Origin of the sequence: Paenibacillus xerothermodurans (assembly GCF_002220865.2) — a bacterium.
Classification (GTDB): domain Bacteria; phylum Bacillota; class Bacilli; order Paenibacillales; family NBRC-103111; genus Paenibacillus_S; species Paenibacillus_S xerothermodurans.
Map to the genome: position 1 here is coordinate 53249 of NZ_NHRJ02000012.1, position 17496 is coordinate 70744.

Below are 17496 nucleotides of genomic sequence, written 5' to 3' on the forward strand. Positions count from 1 at the left end.
TTTTCTGGACTATATCGAAAGAGCCGCCCCTCTATGATGAGAAAAGGGCGGCTTCTTTACGTCTATTATAGTCACGACTCCTGATGCAGCGGATTCGGCACCTTAGCATAGGTATACTGATGGGCCTCCCCTGTCATCCGCATCAGCGTGATGGCTTTGTAGTCGACTTGCTCCTGAAAGAAAACGCTTCTGTCTGACTTCGATTGTTCCCGGTACGCCGGATGTTGCTCGATACGGTCAAAGATGGACGCGGCGATTGTATGGACTAGATTCCACAGCCTGGTTTCCTCGATGCCGTAGTACGTAGACAGGCGTAACGCAAGCTCACCCAAATGATTTTGGAAGATAGAATAGAACAATTTATTGCGCACGCTCTTCAAGTCATTCACGATGATCCTGGACTTCGGGTGGAACATGCTCACATCCAGTCCGGCGCTGATTAGCCTGTCACGATGTACCCGAATCCCTTCCCAGTCACGGACCAGCATCTTTGATGGTGTTCCATCGGTCTTAAAGACAGGCACTGTGTTTTGTAAGTGGGCTTCGAGGCCGATACCGTATTTTACGAGCAAGGGCAGCAAGCCCCATAACGCTTGTGATACGTAAGCGTCGTAGAAGGAAAAGATAGCTTCCTCGGCGGAGCGGAAGGAACGACTCTGCTGATAACGGGCAATGAGTTCGGCAAAGACTGGCAGTCCGCTGCCGTAGGAGATTGCGACTAGTGCCGAGCCCACCACCGGAATTTCGTCGTCACCAACATACCGATACAGATTTTCTCTTAGCACACAAGCCAGATTCTCGCTACGTTCCGTCTGAACCGGTTCTTCATCCATTGGATGCAGGAAGTGCAGACCTCCCAGCTCGGCGACTGCTTGGAAGCGGTCGTGAGGTATAAGGGGATCCTGCTGGATAAGCCGCTGCAGAATACGCGTCATTAATGGGCCGTTATGTATAGTTTGCTCGGACAGGGTACGAACTTCACCGGTCAGGTGGACCTGAGCGGTAAGCTTCAGATGCGGCTGATCACGATCCGCAGGCACCAGCGTCCGAAACGACATGCTGGCGTAGTAATCCAAGTGAAAGCCAGGAATCAGAACGACGTCCTGGCTCTTGATTTCACTGTCGTACAGCTGCGGCACAATATGCTTCAGCTGCCAAGGGTGCACGGGTAGAAGGGCATACGCACCTACGGATAGACCTAAGGAAGATAGGTGCTCCGTGGCATGCTCCAGCAGCTTTGGTACTTCTCTCGTAATAAGCGCGTTCCAATCTACACCATCCTCAAGCGTGGCGAGGCTGTAGAGGGAATTATGCACTGCGAGCAAGTGCACCGCAATTTCGCTGCCGAATTCAGAAGAATAGGCGAGCGTCTCCTCCGGCGAAAGGCCTTTGCGCATTTTGGCGCCGGGATGGCAGGGGTGTCCCTCAACCACATATCGCTCCATACGTGTATAATCCGACACCGCTGCGGAAGATGTGGAGACATCGCCGAACCCCTGCTGATGATGTTGACGATAGGCGTAGGCTAGCGTGAGATTGGCGGTGCTATTACATACATCATCCGCAAACATGCGGAACGCATCCGCGTCCGCCTCCCAGCCCTCGTCATACAGCAACGCCAATACTTGCAGCGCATGATAGATACGCCTAGGCGGTTCGCTGTGAGACAAGATAAAGTAGGGCCCTTTCACTATGAGCCGACCGAAGCCGCTGATCCTTTGCACCGGTAATACCATATAGAGCTGCTGTTTGGGCAGCGGAAGTATCTCTATACGATCTGCGTCCCGGGGCAAAAGGGGATAGACTGCATTCAATAGCTCCTCCAAGCAATCGGTTTCGGTTGCCACAGAGTCAACGCACATGGCCCAACCGGATGCATCTCGAACTAAGGTAGAAGATTTCTTGGCGAGACCGCTAATATTCTCGCGCCATATCGAGGACACCAACCGGTTGAGAATACCTGCCCGGCCCTCAGGAATCATCGAGAGATAATGGTCAAACAGCTCGGGACGATGCTGCGCCAGAAAGGATCCAAGCTTCGCTTCTTCATCTTCCAATGTAGTTTCAAGTAAGCGCGACACGCGTGCATGATAAGGTTGGTTGCATACAGACACAGACATTAAATGATCACCATCTTTTCCAAAGTTTTACTTTACACGAATTGGAGGGTTGATATATATTATGAAATGTAATGATAATAATTCTCATTATCAATGATAATGATTCTCAAGTCGTTGTCAATGCATTTCGGAAAAACATGGTAGGGAGTGTAGATACTGTGCTATTTTCTCAGGAACGATTGCAGGGATGTTTAAGAGCAGAAGAAGGTATGCTGAATCGCTTGTTTAACGTATTGCTGAGGGAGCCAGTCCTGACTGGGGACTGGCGGGTGTCTGCTGCGAAGCCGGACACGATGATGCTAAGCACCTATTCGCAATCCAGCGGAGCAGCCGAAATCAAAGAGTGGTTACAGCTATCACACGGTGATAGCCAGCATGCGCTGCTCATGCCCATACTGCATCGAGGAGCTTTTGAACGTTATGAGCTGGCCTACCCGGTTTGGAGGAGGCAAAATACAGGTTGGGAACCAATCACTTGTGTAGAGCAATGGATCGAGTGGATGGCGGAGGCAGGAATGTCTGTTCCGACTTCTGTCGTTCGAGAATTGCTAAATAGCCGGGATAATCTGAGGATGGCATATGAAAGTCTGGAGCAAAAGCAGGTTTGGGCCCATCATCAGCAGTCTACCGTGCTTGCGTTTCATCATCAGCAACGAACGAATAACCTGCTTGCCTTTATCGATAGACTTAAACAATGCAAGCCGTTCGACGAGCTGGTTTATTCAGAGTCGCTTGCCATAGAAGGTCATCCTCTCCACCCATTGACTAAAACGAAGTGGGGATTATCCAAACCGGAAGTGAGAAGGTATGCGCCGGAGTTTGAACAGCCGCTGCACGTAAGGACGGTGCTCGTCCGCAAAGATAAGGTGCGTTGGACACAGACGTGCTTTGGCTCGGAGTGCGAACTTCTGCTAGGCGATACCACGGAGGTAGAGCGTTTGCTGCAAGGATTGGAGCCTGTACTTTCTCCCGAGGTGGGGAGCGATTATGTGCTCTTTCCCGTACATCCTTGGCAGTACGAGCATATGCTGCCACGTCTGTTTGTGGACGAACTCAGCCGGAAAGAAATTATTCCCATTCCTTACGTAATGAGCGGCAGTGCCACGTTATCCTTTCGCACTGTCGCATTGAACGAGGGCAGTGGACGCCACGTGAAGTTACCGGTTGCGGCTCAGGCGACTAGTGCGGTGCGAACCGTGTCACCGGAAATCACGGTTAACGGCCCGAAGTTATCAGCTATGCTGCGGAGGATTTGGGACCGGGAAGGCGATAAGCTGGGCAGGGCTGATTTTATTGAGGAGATGGCAGGTGCGTACTTTACCAATGGTTCAGAAGAGGATACGGCGCGTTCGCGACATCTCGCCTTCTTGGTTCGAGAGAATCCCAGGCGTTACATGCGCCAGGGTGATTTCGGTTTTGTGGCTGCCAGCCTCACGGCGTCATCGCCGCTCTGCGACCGGCCAGTAATCATGGATTGGATGGAAACTTACTACGGGGATCGAACTCCTGTGTCCCCGTCGCAGGTGCTCGATTATCTGAAACAATACGCCTTGGTCCTACTGCGACCTCTTGTTCGGCTGCTACAGCAGTACGGCATCGCACTCGAAGCGCATATGCAAAACACCATCATCTGCACTTCGAACGGAAAGGTGACTCAAGCATTGTTCCGTGATCTCGGTGGGATACGTGTACATAGAGGGCGCTTCGAGGCCGGCTACGGGACTTCACTGCAGACTGAGGGTTTGGCCGGAGCGAGCATATTTACTAATGATATGGAGGAGGTCTATAGTAAATTCGTTCATGCGGTGTTGCAGAATCATATGGGCGATCTGATCTTCTGCCTTCGGAGACAGTTGCAGATGGAGGAGACGCTGCTATGGAAGGCGGTCCGTGCAGTGCTGGAGGAATGCTTCGACAAGAGCCATCCTCACTTTGAAGCGGATTGGCAGGCGGTGACGCGTACGCTGGTTCGCACCAAGGCGCTGTTCAACATGCGGGTAAGTGACACGGCCAAGTCCTATCTATATACCGAGGTAACTAATCCGATCGCGGGGCTCGGGCTATGAGATATCCAGCGGTCTTCTTTGATTCATTTCAGTTGGAGCATAACGCCAGACTAATCCTAGCCCTCTGTCAGCGCCGTGGAATAAAGTGTTCATCGGTCACAAAGGGCATCGGCGCAGATGAGCGGATTGTGGCGGCTTGGTATCGAGCCGGCTTCCGTGATTTCGCTGACTCTCGACTGCAGAATCTAGCGGAAATACGACGCACCTACGGCCGCGACGTATCTCTCATGCTACTGCGGCTGCCAGCAGCCAGCGAGGCACATGACGTGGTGCGATTGTGCGATGTGAGCTTAAACTCGGAGCTCGAGACAATCCGTCTCCTTGGTCAGGCCGCGAGGCAGCTGAAACATCCCCACGAGATCATACTTATGACCGACTTGGGAGATTTGCGCGAAGGGCTGCTTCCGGAGCACCTATTGGACGCGGTCAGGGAGATAGTGAATATTCCGGCCATCAAACTTGCCGGCATCGGTGTTAATTATACGTGCTATGGGGGCGTTCTGCCCAGTGTGGATTCATACAAGGAGTTGACGCACCTTGTGCATCAAGCTGAGGCACTCACGGAATATCCATTGCAACTCGTTTCCGGGGGCAATTCGAGCAGCCTGCCCTTAATACTCGGGAGCGGGAACTTGGGGAGAGTAAATCACTTGCGCATTGGTGAGGCGTTGCTGCTAGGCAGGGAAACCGCATTTGGTGAGAATATTCCGGGTCTGTATACGAAAGCCTTTATATTGGAGGCCGAAGTAGTGGAGCTGCAATGCAAACCTACTCTACCTCGAGGGGAAGCTGGCAGAGACGCCTTCGGTGGGGTCCCGTTATTCGAAGATCGTGGCTTTCGCATCCGGGCCGTTCTGGCCTTGGGTAAACAGGATGCGGTGGTGGAGCAACTACTCCCGGAGGCTGAAGGGGCTGATATTCTCGGAGCCAGCAGTGACCACTTGATTGTCGATGTGACGGACGCACCACCGGTAAAGGTAGGTGATACGATGCGCTTCGAGCTGCGATATGGCGCCCTTCTTCACCTGATGACGTCATCCTACGTTGTCAAATATGAGCGGTCCGATCCTTTGCTGTGCAGACATTTGGCGTTGGCGGCGCAGGTTTGATCATACTGAAGAAACTGAGACAGGGCAGTCCTTTTTTGGTGACCTCTTTCTCAGAAAAAAATCACCTTTAAATAACACTGAGGGAACTAACTCCATTCTTCAACTCTTAGAAGAGTGGAGTTTTTTCGGGTTATGGCACAGGCTTCCGCCGCCTAACCTGGGCTTATCAATATCATTTGTTGTTCCTTTACTTTTTCAGAATGAAGCTCCGGTAAACACCAATCATCTTTTTCTACTACCAATGCCAAATCGACGTCTCCATTTTGAGGCTCGTTGTGATGTCATTATGATCAAGGGATTTAAGATGGCTTTTTTAACGCCGCCTTTTTCAACAATGGTCTGGAAGGTTGTACAATGTCGAAGTTCCAATATAAATACATCCCTTTAGTTCGGTTTTACTGAACTATTTCTTCATTCTTATCATTTTACTAATAAGTAGTGGTGCATTACAATTAGGGCAGAATAACACTACGTTAGCCTGTGAAAGTAATGTGAAATGTGGTTAGTCCTCTTAGAACTGGGGGAATCATGTTACATACAGAGAAGTGTAGATGATGGATTGGAGAGTGTTAACCGTGACAGTGAAGATAAAGGTTTATTCAGATTATGTGTGTCCCTTTTGTTTCTTGGCAGAAAAGCCTCTGGAGGAAGCCATTAAAGGAAAAGATGTAGAAGTGGAATGGATGCCGTATGAGTTGCGCCCCTACCCTAACGAAACGTTGAAACCCGAAGGTGATTACCTGCAAAGCACTTGGAGACAGTCTGTGTATCCAATGGCTGCACGTATGGGGATTGATATTGTTCTGCCGAGAGTTTCCCCCCAACCATACACTCATTTAGCCTTTGAAGGCTACCAATATGCGAAGGAAAAAGGAAAAGCCAACGAATACAATGATCGTATGCTGCGTGCCTTCTTTCAGGAAGAGCAAGATATCGGCAATATCGACGTGTTGACAAAGCTGGCAGGTGAAATAGGATTGGACGAGAAGGAGTATCGAGAGGCTCTGGAAACAAGAAAATACAAAGAAGCACATCGTAGAGCACTAGAACATGCCTACTCGGAAGCAGATATTACGGCGGTTCCTACTTTTGTGATAGGTGACACTAAAATTGCAGGTATTCGTTCGAAGGAAACTCTTGAACAAATCATTAATGATGAAATAAGCAGACAAAAAATGGACTTCCCAGAAGGAATGGCTTGCGGCGTGGACGGCTGTTAAAAAGTTTGTTCGAAACAACCTTTTTAGCAAGGGTAACGCGTTTACAGTTGGCATTCGAATTTCGCAAGGAAAGGAGTGTAACGTATGAAAGCAGTAGTAATTGAACAATATGGCGGCCGGGAGCAATTAAAGGAACGAGACGTGCCCAAGCCGGTGCCAAAATCGAACCAAGTGGTGATGGAAATTCATGCGACGTCGATAAATCCCATTGATTGGAAAGTTCGTGAGGGGCTTTTAACTGAACGTGTTCCCTTACAATTCCCCATTATTCTAGGCTGGGATGCCGCCGGGGTAATCACTGAGGTAGGATCTGAGGTGAAAAATTACCAAATTGGGGACCGAGTCTTCGCAAGACCGGCAACCACGGACAAGGGAACCTACGCAGAATATACAGCCGTTGATGAAGATCTGCTGGCTAGGATCCCAGAGAATCTGACTTTTGTGGAAGCGGCATCCATCCCGCTTGCAGCACTAACAGCATGGCAATGCCTCGTGGATTTTGCAAATGTTCAAAAGGACTACAAGGTATTGATCCATGCAGGGGCGGGAGGGGTCGGAAGTTTAGGCATACAAATCGCAAAGCATTTCGGCGCCTATGTGGCCACAACGGCAAGTAAGGAAAATCATGAGCTTCTGCGTTCCCTTGGCGCCGACCTGGTTATCGATTACAAAGCTGTCGATTTCGAACAGGCACTCGAAGGCTATGATATCGTGGTAGATACCGTGGGGGGCCAGACGCTGCGGAAAAGCTACCGCGTGTTAAAGGAGGGCGGCAAATTGGTGTTCGTTGTGGAACCGCCGGATGAGGCGGAGGCACAGCGACATGGGGTTAATACAGCCTTTTTGTGGCTTAATGAAAATGGAGAACAGCTTCAGCAGCTGGCCGATCTTTTAAAAAAAGAAATTGTAAAACCTTCGGTGGGTCACGTCCTTCCATTCAGTGAGCAAGGGATAAAAGAGGCGCATGCAATCAGTGAGAGTCATCATGCTAAAGGAAAAATAGTCATAAAGATGAAATAAGTCAGTTTTAGCGGCAAGGAGCTCCTCGCCACCATCAAAGAAATTCAAAGCAGCTAGTACAGTTCTTACAGGCTAGCTGCTTTAGTGTGTTCAGTTAGCCCTTTTCGTTAAGCAAAAGCCGTGTGGGAAGTGTCGGCAATCTATTTTTGGTCGGTAGTACAAGCGCAGAATCCTCTGGTCCAGGGATGGTCCTGTTTTGAAATTATCGGGGAACTAATACAGCCTTTGAAGCGTCTATATTATAGAAAAGAGCAGTTGTTTTGATCAGTAGTGGCATAGAAACGCGCGGCTCACTAAGAAGGGAAAGTGAAGTATGAAAAAAAGGATGTTTACTTTGGGATCATTCTCGGCGTGTCAGCCAGCAGTACAACAGCAGTTTTCGCAGCTGATACCATTCAAGCCTACTTGTACCCTGTGAAAGTGATTTTTAATGGAGAGGAACAAAAAATTCCTGAAGAATCCAGTGTGATCAACTACAATAATCAAGCTTATGTCCCCCTCCGTTTTGTTTCTGAAAAAATCGGTGCAACAGTTGGGTATCAAGAAGGTGCCACAGTTGAGGAGACAAAGATCACATTAGACTTTACTAAGCAAGGTGCCACCGAAGTAAATAATCTGATCGTAGATAAAGAGTTGATCTCCATCGCAAGTCAAGGGAAGTTACAAGGAATCGACATTCCGCTCGGGACCTCCAAAGAGGAGTTAATTAATAAGCTGGGCGAACCGGATTCGATTAAAAAAGCCAACAGCGAAGAGTACAAGTATGGTAGAACGACTTTTTACATTTATAGAGATACGGTAAATGTAATCGATGCAGAATTGGATCTCTCTCCCGCTGAAGTCAAAAGTATTCTCGGAAAACCACATATAGACGGTATGAGTGATGCAGGGGTAACGCAGTATCTTGTGGGATATGAGGCAGATCCAAACTATTTATGCTTTTCATACACGTCCGAAGAATCAAAATCCGGTGTACTTCGATTGAAAAACCCGAAAGGATCTTCCAGTCAATAACAGCACATAACACTAGTGATTTTTATAAATAGGCACAAACGAATGCCGCGCCATAAGCGGCTTATTCTATTTGATACCGATCTGGTTATAATGGGAAGAGCGATCGCAGGAAAGGATGAAATCATCATTGAAGGTAATTGTCATTGGAGCCGGGATTGCTGGAGCATCGACTGCATACCATTTGGCTAAGCAGGGAGCGGATGTCCTCATTATCGATCGGCAAGATGCAGGACAGGCCACGGATGCGGCTGCCGGGATTATTTGTCCCTGGCTGTCACAGCGGCGCAATCAGGCTTGGTACCGACTTGCGAAAGCCGGCGCGCGGTATTACCCTGTGCTAATTGAAGCGATTGAAAGCGAAGGGGAAACCGAAACCGGATATGCCAGGGTCGGCGCCCTCAGTATACATAGGGATGCGGAAAAGATCACCAAAATGGAAGAACGAGCCTATAAGCGTTTGGCAGACGCGCCAGAAATCGGTGAGATTACCCGGCTAGAAGAGCAGAGAACTCGAGAGCTCTTTCCGTTGCTCGGTGAGGGATACTCTTCCCTTCATATTAGTGGGGCCGCCCGTGTCGATGGCCGGGCATTGCGTGACGCGCTGCTTCGCTCTGCACAGAGGAATGGAGCTAAGCTTATATATGGGGATGCTGGGCTTGCGTTTGCATCGAACCGTGTCACGGGCGTAACGTGCGGGGCAAATCGCTACTCAGCTGACATGGTTATCGTTTGTGCGGGAGCTTGGGCGGGACATCTGCTGCAACCCTTAGGCATTGATTTCAAAGTAAGGTATCAGAAGGCGCAAATCATGCACTTGCAGGTGCCAGACACCAAGCAAAATACTGGCAGCTGGCCGGTGGTTATGCCGCCTTCGGATCAATATCTGCTCGCCTTTGAGCAGCAGAAAATCGTAATCGGGGCAACTCATGAGAATGATATAGAAGGCTACGACACCAGGATCACACCAGGCGGAATGCATGAAATTTTAAGTAAAGGCCTCACATTGGCGCCTGCTCTGGCAGATAGCACGTTCCAGGAAGTAAGGGTCGGCTTTCGCCCTTTCACGGCCGATTTTCTTCCGGTCATCGGCGCCGTACCAGGCTGGGAAGGACTTCTTGCGGCAAACGGTCTCGGAGCCTCCGGATTGACGATGGGCCCTTATATTGGCAGCCAGCTAGCTAAGCTAGCGCTAGGAGTGGAATTCGATATCGATCTAACCGACTATGACATTCGAAAAGCCATTGGCTGACCTATTTGGTTTGTCACCGGAGTGGGAGGAGGAAAATCAAAATAATCCGCCAGACACAGAGCCTATTAATCCTCAATCATCAATTCGACCCATTCGAGCCTCTTCTTTATCGGACATCGTTACCGAATCTTTTCCACACACGAGTGTCTTCTTTTTTACCTCGATGGCTTCTGGTGCGACCTGAGCACACAAAAAAGCGGCAGGATTGCTTGACATCAATCTTTTTTTCAAGGTGCCTTGAAAGGGGGAATAAGACAATGAACCAAGACATTGTCATCAATTTACCAATAGAACCTCACGAAGTTCCTGCTTTGAGAGAAATGGTGGGTTGGAACGGACGACATTGTGATTACCCGATTTTATTTGACCGATGTCATTTTTGGGCTGGGCTGAGAGATGAACAAAATCAGCTCATAGCATTCGGTTATGTTGCCGGTATGGGGCTTCAACATGGCTATATGGAGGATATAATCGTACACCCACACTATCAGCGAAAAGGAATAGGTCAAGGTTTAGTGAAGACATTGCTTGAACAAGCTGAGCGTGTCGGGCTGGAAATCGTAACCTTGACCTGTGATTCCAAGCATACGAAATTTTATACCGAGTGTGGCTTCGCAACTTGTTCTGGCGTTGTATGGCGGAGAAAGGTCTAAGGAAAGTACGTGGATTCAGCGGCACAAGGCGACTATGCCGTCATCGGCGGTCTCGTTCACAGGCACGTAATAGACGTCGCCATGAATAACTGTACGCACAAAATTATGCGCAGAGTGGAGGCGGCAATATGGAACCATGCGATTTCATTCATTTCATAATGAAGGATTTCAAAAGACCATGGGGCATCGCTGGCGGCTGGTCAACGGACCTTTTTCTCGGTGCGAAAACGAGAGACCACGCTGATATCGAAATAATTATCTTTAGAAACGATCAATTAGCTATGCAAGAGCATTTGCTCGGCTGGAGCTTTAAACAAGTGCGAAACGGACTAGTTGCCGCATGGGCGCCAGGTGAGACGTTAGATCCTCCTATACATGAAACCTACGCGGACAAAGCAAATGAGAAGATAGAGATACTTCTGAATGAATGTGACTTTCACCACTGGATATATCGTAGAGATAACAGAATACGCAGAGATTTAAACAAAACCATTTTGGTAACGCCGAACGGGATACCTTTTCTAAGTCCCGAAATCACACTGCTATACAAGTCGAAAAATGCAAGAGCAAAGGACGAGACGGACTTTAGTAATACTTGTGAGCATATGAATTTGGAACAAAAACACTGGCTCCGTGCGGCGCTGCAGCTCACCTACATCGAACATCCTTGGATCCGGCTGCTGAAATAGCGGGACGGCATAGCTGATCAATCCGCAAACGAATACGGGATGGCGACGCACGCCAGGCGGTATATGAGAGAACTACCAGTTGCCAGAGACGAGTCACACTGATATATTATTCAATATGTTATATTTGCTGACAGTGGATCTAACCCTTTGTCCAGTAATAACATCTTGAATTGACATGAGAGAAGAGGGACCCGGATTATGAAAAGGTTTGGACTTGCTTTGCAAATTCTGGCTGGCTTGGTTTTGGGTATCGCAGTGGGAGCCGTGTTTTATGGTAATCCCAATGTCACCGCGTACCTGCAGCCAATCGGAGATATTTTTATACGTTTGATCAAGATGATTGTAGTTCCTATTGTTGTATCTACCTTGATTGTCGGCGTTGCCGGCGTCGGGGATATGAAACAGCTCGGTAAAATTGGCGGAAAGACAATTATTTATTTTGAAATAGTGACTACGGTTGCCATTATTCTGGGTCTTCTTGCTGCGAATATTTTTCAGCCGGGTGCCGGCGTTAATATGGATCAGCTGCAAAAAACTGACATCAATAGTTACGTCGAAACAGCGGAACACAGTCAGCATTCGGGGTTCGCAGAAACGTTTGTGAACATCGTGCCGAAAAACATTTTTGAGGCGCTAATGAAAGGCGATATGCTGGCCGTTATATTCTTCTCGGTCTTGTTCGGATTAGGAGTGGCCGCGATAGGGGAGAAAGGAAAGCCGGTGCTGGCGTTCTTCCAGGGTACGGCTGACGCCATGTTCTACGTCACGAACCAAATTATGAAGTTCGCACCGTTTGGTGTGTTTGCGCTTATCGGGGTGACTGTATCCAAATTTGGACTGGCCTCCCTAATTCCGCTAGGGAAGCTTGTACTGCTCGTGTACGGAGCGATGATTTTCTTCATTGTTGTTGTTTTGGGAATCATTGCGAAGTGGGCCGGAACTAGCATTTTCTCCCTGATTAAAATTTTGAAGGACGAGCTGCTGCTAGCGTACACGACCTCAAGCTCCGAGACCGTACTGCCGAGAGTCATTGAAAAGATGGAGAAGTTCGGCTGCCCGAAAGTAATCACTTCCTTCGTTGTTCCGACCGGGTACTCGTTTAACCTGGACGGATCGACATTATACCAGGCGATAGCTGCGATCTTCATCGCTCAAATGTACGGTATGCAGTTGTCGCTAACGGAGCAAATCACTCTGCTGCTTGTGCTGATGGTGACATCCAAAGGGATTGCCGGTGTACCGGGCGTATCGTTCGTAGTGCTGCTTGCGACCTTGGGCAGCGTTGGTATTCCTGTTGAAGGTCTTGCATTCATTGCAGGAATCGACCGAATCCTAGATATGGCTAGAACCGTAGTTAACGTGCTGGGCAACTCGCTCGCCGCCGTTGTCATCTCCAAGTCGGAGAAACAATACGACAGCGTTAAGGGCAAAGCCTATTTCAGTTCAATATGAATAAGCGAGCAGTCTCCAGTTTCCTTGGAGGCTGCTTTTTGTTTGATACAGTCTTGGTGATAGCTGCCTTGCCGGTCAACACATAGCAGCCTGGTACTGGTGGGCCAAACATGGATAAAGGTAGGATTTTTGCAGGGCCAGTCATGTTCATTGGCGTACATCTCCCTTTTTACTTGTGGCGGAATTGCACCGCGTCGCCGGGCAGACACCGAGCTGGTGAGCTTCGGACCGATCTTTTATTTTGTTGATGGGAAATATCAATTATTTTCAACAACGTAGGGTTCACTGTGATAAAATGGTAACATGATATGGTTACGCTTACATCAACTTGACCCATTTGCACGGCGAGGGGAGGATGGGCTTTGAAAGCGTTGCCAAATAACTACCCTCGATGCACCACAAAAATTGGAATTTGGAACTGGGGGATGCGATGACTGTTGCTCGTTTTTAATTGCAGTTACAAAATAAAGGAGGCTGCAAGATGTTCTTGAAGATGTTTACGCGACAAGTTCGAAAAAAAGTGTTATTCCGCGCAGTTTTGTCATTTGTATTTGTACTCTCGTTTACCAGTCTATCAATGAGTCCAGCGTTAACGGCATACGCAGCGCCAGAAGAGAACTTAGGCATGTCGGACATCGAGGTAAACAAGCCGGCGCACGCAGCAGTTGATCTTCAGAATGCAACCGTTGATATATCACTGCCTTACGGTACTCTGTACCAAATGCTGAATGTCACAACAAATCCAGCGGCTGCCGCTGCACTCTACCGGAGTGACGGAACATCTCCGATCGCTTTTGCCGCTAGCGGCATCAATCAAGGCGATGCGAAAATGGACAAATTTTCAGCAGGCGGCACTACTTTGTATTACTTGGTAGTCACTGATCAGCATAACAGTAGTAACAGCCGTACATATACCATTACGGTTACCGTTGATACTGATTTGCCACCAATAACAGGCCCAATGGGATCGAATGACAAATATTTGCCGCTCAATATTCACTCGGGTGAACACGCTTGGGATGTCATGGGCGCGTCCAAAATTGGTAATGGGAGTACGACTGGTGCTGTAGAAGGACCGGGTGTTCCCTCGTCCTACAGTGGGAAGCCATGGTCGGAATCAGTATATGACCGCTCAGGCGACTACCCGCTAGCTTTGACAGTGAATGAATCATGGCTTGGAGATCATATGTACCTGCAGACCATAGGCAAAAATGATATCGACGCGCTCACAAAATACGGGATTGCAAACGTTCCAGGAATGGACAAACTCAACTCCGACATTTTGCGTTTCCATACGTTTAAGCCGTTTGTCACTGCCGAAGGTGTCCAACGAAACGATGGCGATCGCGGTGCAGTGAACAGCGACCGTCAGCGGTTGGAGATCAAAAGCAACACCAGCGCAGCCAACATTGATGCCAATAGCGTGGGCGGCGACATCATGACTCACCGCTGGAAGTTGATGCTCCCGTCGGAAACTCTGCGTTTCCAAAATGATGCTGGTGATAAGAAGGCAGGAGATTTCATTGTGCCCTACAGGTTTTGGCACATATTCCAATTGAAAGAAGTAGCAGGTAACGCAGCCGGGCAGCCGGTCACAACCCTCTCTCTGGTTTCAAGTGGAGGTAAAGGCCACCTTGAATTCAGGAACAATCCGGATGGCGGCTACGCGGATAGAATTAAGCCATTGTTTACCATTCCTTTTGAAAAGGTGGTTGATCGCTGGCTTGAGTTTGAAGTGACTATTTTAACAGCCGACAATGGTTATATTCACGGTAAGCTTATCGACCTGACGACAAATGAGGTGTTGTTCGAAGGCGGCATGACCGGGGAAACATACAGGCGGCCCGAAGTGAAAAACCCCACTACCGGCAGAAATGAGAGAGGTGACCTGCCTGTTGTAGCAGGCCAGCAGAACCGTTCCAAATGGGGTCTTTACCGTGGATTGTATACAGACGCGGCCCAAGCGGATGAATTCCAGTCTGCCACTATGTATCTGGCCGATGTACATTTAATTAAACGGGATGAAAATAGCTACATCTTTCCCGATGGTTGGAATCCCAACTCACAGCCTAAGGATGTTGTAGCATGGGCGCGGCCGAGCGCAGTTACGGCTGACACAGCCACGGCGTTCAATGATTTGTCGCTGCCTTCGCAGCTAGATGTGACGTTGAGCACGGGCAACACAGCAAAGGTGAACGTAACATGGAGCTCGGAAGGCTACAACTCCGACGCCGTCGGCACATATAAAATTTATGGTCAACTGAGTGGCCCGGATATATCGAACAGCAGAAACATTCAGCCGTATATTGAAGTTACGCTGTCAGAGCTCACGCCGCCGGATGTCTCCCCGCCGAAGACAGAGGCGCGGATTGAACCGGCGCCGCGGAATGGCTGGCTGAACACGGATGCATCGGTCACGCTGACGGTCTATGACGATGTCTCCGATGTGACGAAAACGGAATACAAGCTCGGGGAGCATACGGATTGGCAAACCTATATCGAACCAATCTCCATAACAAATGACGGCGTGCACCGGCTGCAGTTCCGCTCTATCGACGCTCCGGGGAACATCGAACAAACGAAGGAGCTCATGGTGAAGGTAGACAAAACAAAACCGAGCTTCGCGCTCACGGCCAACGGGGAGCCGCTGGCGGAAGGCGCTGTCTTCTCCGACGACCGTCCGATTGCACTTCGCTTGGACACGAGTGATGGATTGTCCGGCATCGTTAACGAGGAGCTTGTCCTAGACGGACAGCGGTTGGACAACGGTGCTTCCGTGGATCTCGCCGGTAAGCCCGGTCCGCATACGCTGAAGATTGTCATCACCGACCAAGCCGGTAATACGACGAATGAATCTGTCCGCTTTCTGATTTCAGTGACTCCGGAGGGGGTTTCCAGCTTGATTGACCGCTACGCCGCAGCCGGCGAATTGCAGGGACCGCTTGTCAACCAGCTGCGTAACAGCTTGAACCAGGCTCGGCATCAGTTGGAAAAGGGAGACAAGGACAAGGCGGCGAATCATATGGGGGATTTTCTGCAGCACTTGGATAAAAAATCTCAGGACGATAACGTCTCCGATACCGCGAAGGCCGTTCTCACGGCTGATGCCAACGCCTTGATCGAGGCCTGGTCCGCGAAATAGGCACTTACGCGAGGAAGTTCGTGTCTAATCAGGAAATTCAAATCCCGTCTGGCAGCGCTCATCGACCAACAGCAGGCAGACGGAGGCTGGCCGCTGGCCCCCGCTGTCCAGGCACACAGCTAGAGTGGCGCGGCTGGATCCACCGTAAGCAGGTTCCGCACGTTGAAATCATACGGCATAAGAGGTCAAACCAGTGAAAGCTGGCTGACCTCATTCTCATTTTATCTGACATTATTGCGGATCTTTGCAAGAATGCGTTTGATTTCATTTAATTCTTCCTGTGAAAGCCCCTGAATTACCAAATCGTTGAATTCATGCGTAATAGGGATGATTTGGTCACCCAGCTGTTTGCCTTCCTCGGTTAAATAAACCCGGAGCGACCGCCGTCGTGTTCCGGACTTACTCTGCGAATAAAACCTTTTTGTTCAAGATTAAACAGCATTCGCGCGACATTCGTTTTATCCTTCCTAGTTGTTCCGCAATTTCATCTCTCATAAGGCCAGCTTTTTCCCAAAGAAGCATTCAATTTTGCTCTTCAAACAACCAACTCCTTTGTTGCTATAACAACATTTTATCAATTCGTCGGCCTTGAGCTGTTGTTTATGATACTGCAACAAATATGACAGCCTGCACGTTGTAGGTATTGAGGAGCGACTTAATCTGACTCGCAAGGGATTTTGACAGTGGGAAGCGAAAAAAATGGAGGTCAAACATGAAAAAATTGTTCTACTATTCGGCACTGCTGATGATTATTCTGTTAATTAGTTCTTGCGGCAAGAGCAGCGCAAGCATACCTGCTACGCCGAAGGAGGACCCTGCGCCTGCCTACTTTGGCAATTGGACCGTCCACAAGCTGGTTGGTTCCGCGCCCATATCCACTGAAGCTGATAAAAGCATCATTGGCATGAATGCAACGTATACGCAGGAAAAGGCTGCCTTTGGTGATAATGAAATTGTGAACCCCCAATACGAACAGTTGGAAATGTCGAACGATGAATTTTTTGCTGAGTACCGAACACAACTAAGTGAGATTGGAATTAATACACAATCGGTCAACGTTGTACGAGTCAGGGATTGGACCAGTCCGGGCAGTGTTTTAATTATGGAAGACGAACAAACAATGATTACGGTATGGGACGGAAACTTCTTTGAATTGCAGAAGGAGTAAAGCGGTTCTATTTTGTTAATGCGGTGTCCGCTTGCGCCGTAGTCAGTGCCGTGTCCTCCTCGTATAAGATTCGACAGGCGGCAACCGGCAGGATACGGGCTTTGGTCCCGGCGCGGAGGAGACCAGCTGCTCAGCTCCTGTCCTCGCTCTCCCACGTCCACACGTCGTCGATTATTCTTCGTCCGCGTACGCTGGAAGCAGAGAACACTAACTGCTGCCAGCGTACGCGGATTGGGCGCGTTGGAAGTACCTTGTTTCCCTCTCCGCAGTCCGAATCGACGCTGTAATACAATTCTTTAGTCCAAAGTGTTCATCCATAGTCACAGGCAGCTTCGCATTGCTACACGATTTCGAATCTCCACCAGTGAAAACCTCGCAACGCCAGACCCCAGGCTATGGCACACTCGACCATCGTCAAAAGACGCCAATTTTTGCGTAACAAAATGTTCAAATAATGTACAGGCTTTTAACGTTGACTGGTAAAAGATTTTTGTTTATAGTTAAATCATTAACTGAAAGCGTATTCTTATTCCGAGTTTACACCAAAAGAGGGGAGGGTCGAAGCGACAGCGTTATTTTGGTACGCGTTATGCA

General features: G+C 49.1%; 12 protein-coding genes. 11 read left to right on the forward strand and 1 reads right to left on the reverse strand.

The annotated features are described in order from the left end of the window. Positions 1 to 71 precede the first annotated feature (71 nt). The gene (locus tag CBW46_RS16170) at positions 72 to 2120 is read right to left on the reverse strand and encodes an IucA/IucC family protein (protein ID WP_089201036.1); all 2049 of its coding nucleotides are present in this window, start codon (positions 2118 to 2120) and stop codon (positions 72 to 74) included. 158 nt (positions 2121 to 2278) lie between these two features. Between CBW46_RS16170 and CBW46_RS16175 the strand changes: the two genes are divergently transcribed. From CBW46_RS16175 to CBW46_RS16225, 11 genes are all read left to right on the forward strand, one after another. Then, a complete protein-coding gene (locus CBW46_RS16175; RefSeq protein ID WP_165842350.1) occupies positions 2279 to 4186 on the forward strand; it encodes an IucA/IucC family protein in 1908 nt (635 codons plus the stop codon). Continuing rightward, on the forward strand, positions 4183 to 5295 hold the full coding sequence (locus CBW46_RS16180) for an alanine/ornithine racemase family PLP-dependent enzyme (RefSeq protein WP_089201038.1): 1113 nt from the start codon (positions 4183 to 4185) through the stop codon (positions 5293 to 5295). The genes CBW46_RS16175 and CBW46_RS16180 overlap by 4 nt, the downstream gene beginning before the upstream one ends. Before the next feature lie 575 nt (positions 5296 to 5870). Beyond that, positions 5871 to 6515: a DsbA family oxidoreductase gene (locus CBW46_RS16185; protein ID WP_089201075.1), complete on the forward strand. Its 645-nt coding sequence runs from the start codon at positions 5871 to 5873 to the stop codon at positions 6513 to 6515. An 84-nt stretch (positions 6516 to 6599) separates the two neighbouring features. Next, positions 6600 to 7535: an NADP-dependent oxidoreductase gene (locus tag CBW46_RS16190; protein ID WP_089201039.1), complete on the forward strand. Its 936-nt coding sequence runs from the start codon at positions 6600 to 6602 to the stop codon at positions 7533 to 7535. Between the two features lie 306 nt (positions 7536 to 7841). Further along, on the forward strand, positions 7842 to 8549 hold the full coding sequence (locus tag CBW46_RS16195; RefSeq protein WP_089201040.1) for a stalk domain-containing protein: 708 nt from the start codon (positions 7842 to 7844) through the stop codon (positions 8547 to 8549). 115 nt (positions 8550 to 8664) lie between these two features. Continuing rightward, positions 8665 to 9798, forward strand: coding sequence for an NAD(P)/FAD-dependent oxidoreductase (locus CBW46_RS16200; RefSeq protein WP_089201041.1), 1134 nt, complete (start codon positions 8665 to 8667; stop codon positions 9796 to 9798). A gap of 257 nt (positions 9799 to 10055) precedes the next feature. Beyond that, positions 10056 to 10451, forward strand: a complete 396-nt coding sequence (locus CBW46_RS16205; protein WP_089201042.1) for a GNAT family N-acetyltransferase — start codon at positions 10056 to 10058, stop codon at positions 10449 to 10451. 128 nt (positions 10452 to 10579) lie between these two features. Further along, positions 10580 to 11140 (forward strand): nucleotidyltransferase domain-containing protein, encoded by a 561-nt coding sequence (locus tag CBW46_RS16210; RefSeq protein ID WP_089201043.1) that lies wholly within the window; start codon positions 10580 to 10582, stop codon positions 11138 to 11140. 198 nt (positions 11141 to 11338) lie between these two features. After that, positions 11339 to 12592 (forward strand): cation:dicarboxylate symporter family transporter, encoded by a 1254-nt coding sequence (locus tag CBW46_RS16215; RefSeq protein WP_089201044.1) that lies wholly within the window; start codon positions 11339 to 11341, stop codon positions 12590 to 12592. Positions 12593 to 13073: 481 nt separating this feature from the next. Continuing rightward, a complete protein-coding gene (locus CBW46_RS16220) occupies positions 13074 to 15734 on the forward strand; it encodes an Ig-like domain-containing protein (protein WP_089201045.1) in 2661 nt (886 codons plus the stop codon). A gap of 712 nt (positions 15735 to 16446) precedes the next feature. Continuing rightward, positions 16447 to 16902 (forward strand): hypothetical protein, encoded by a 456-nt coding sequence (locus CBW46_RS16225; RefSeq protein WP_089201046.1) that lies wholly within the window; start codon positions 16447 to 16449, stop codon positions 16900 to 16902. Positions 16903 to 17496 lie beyond the last annotated feature (594 nt).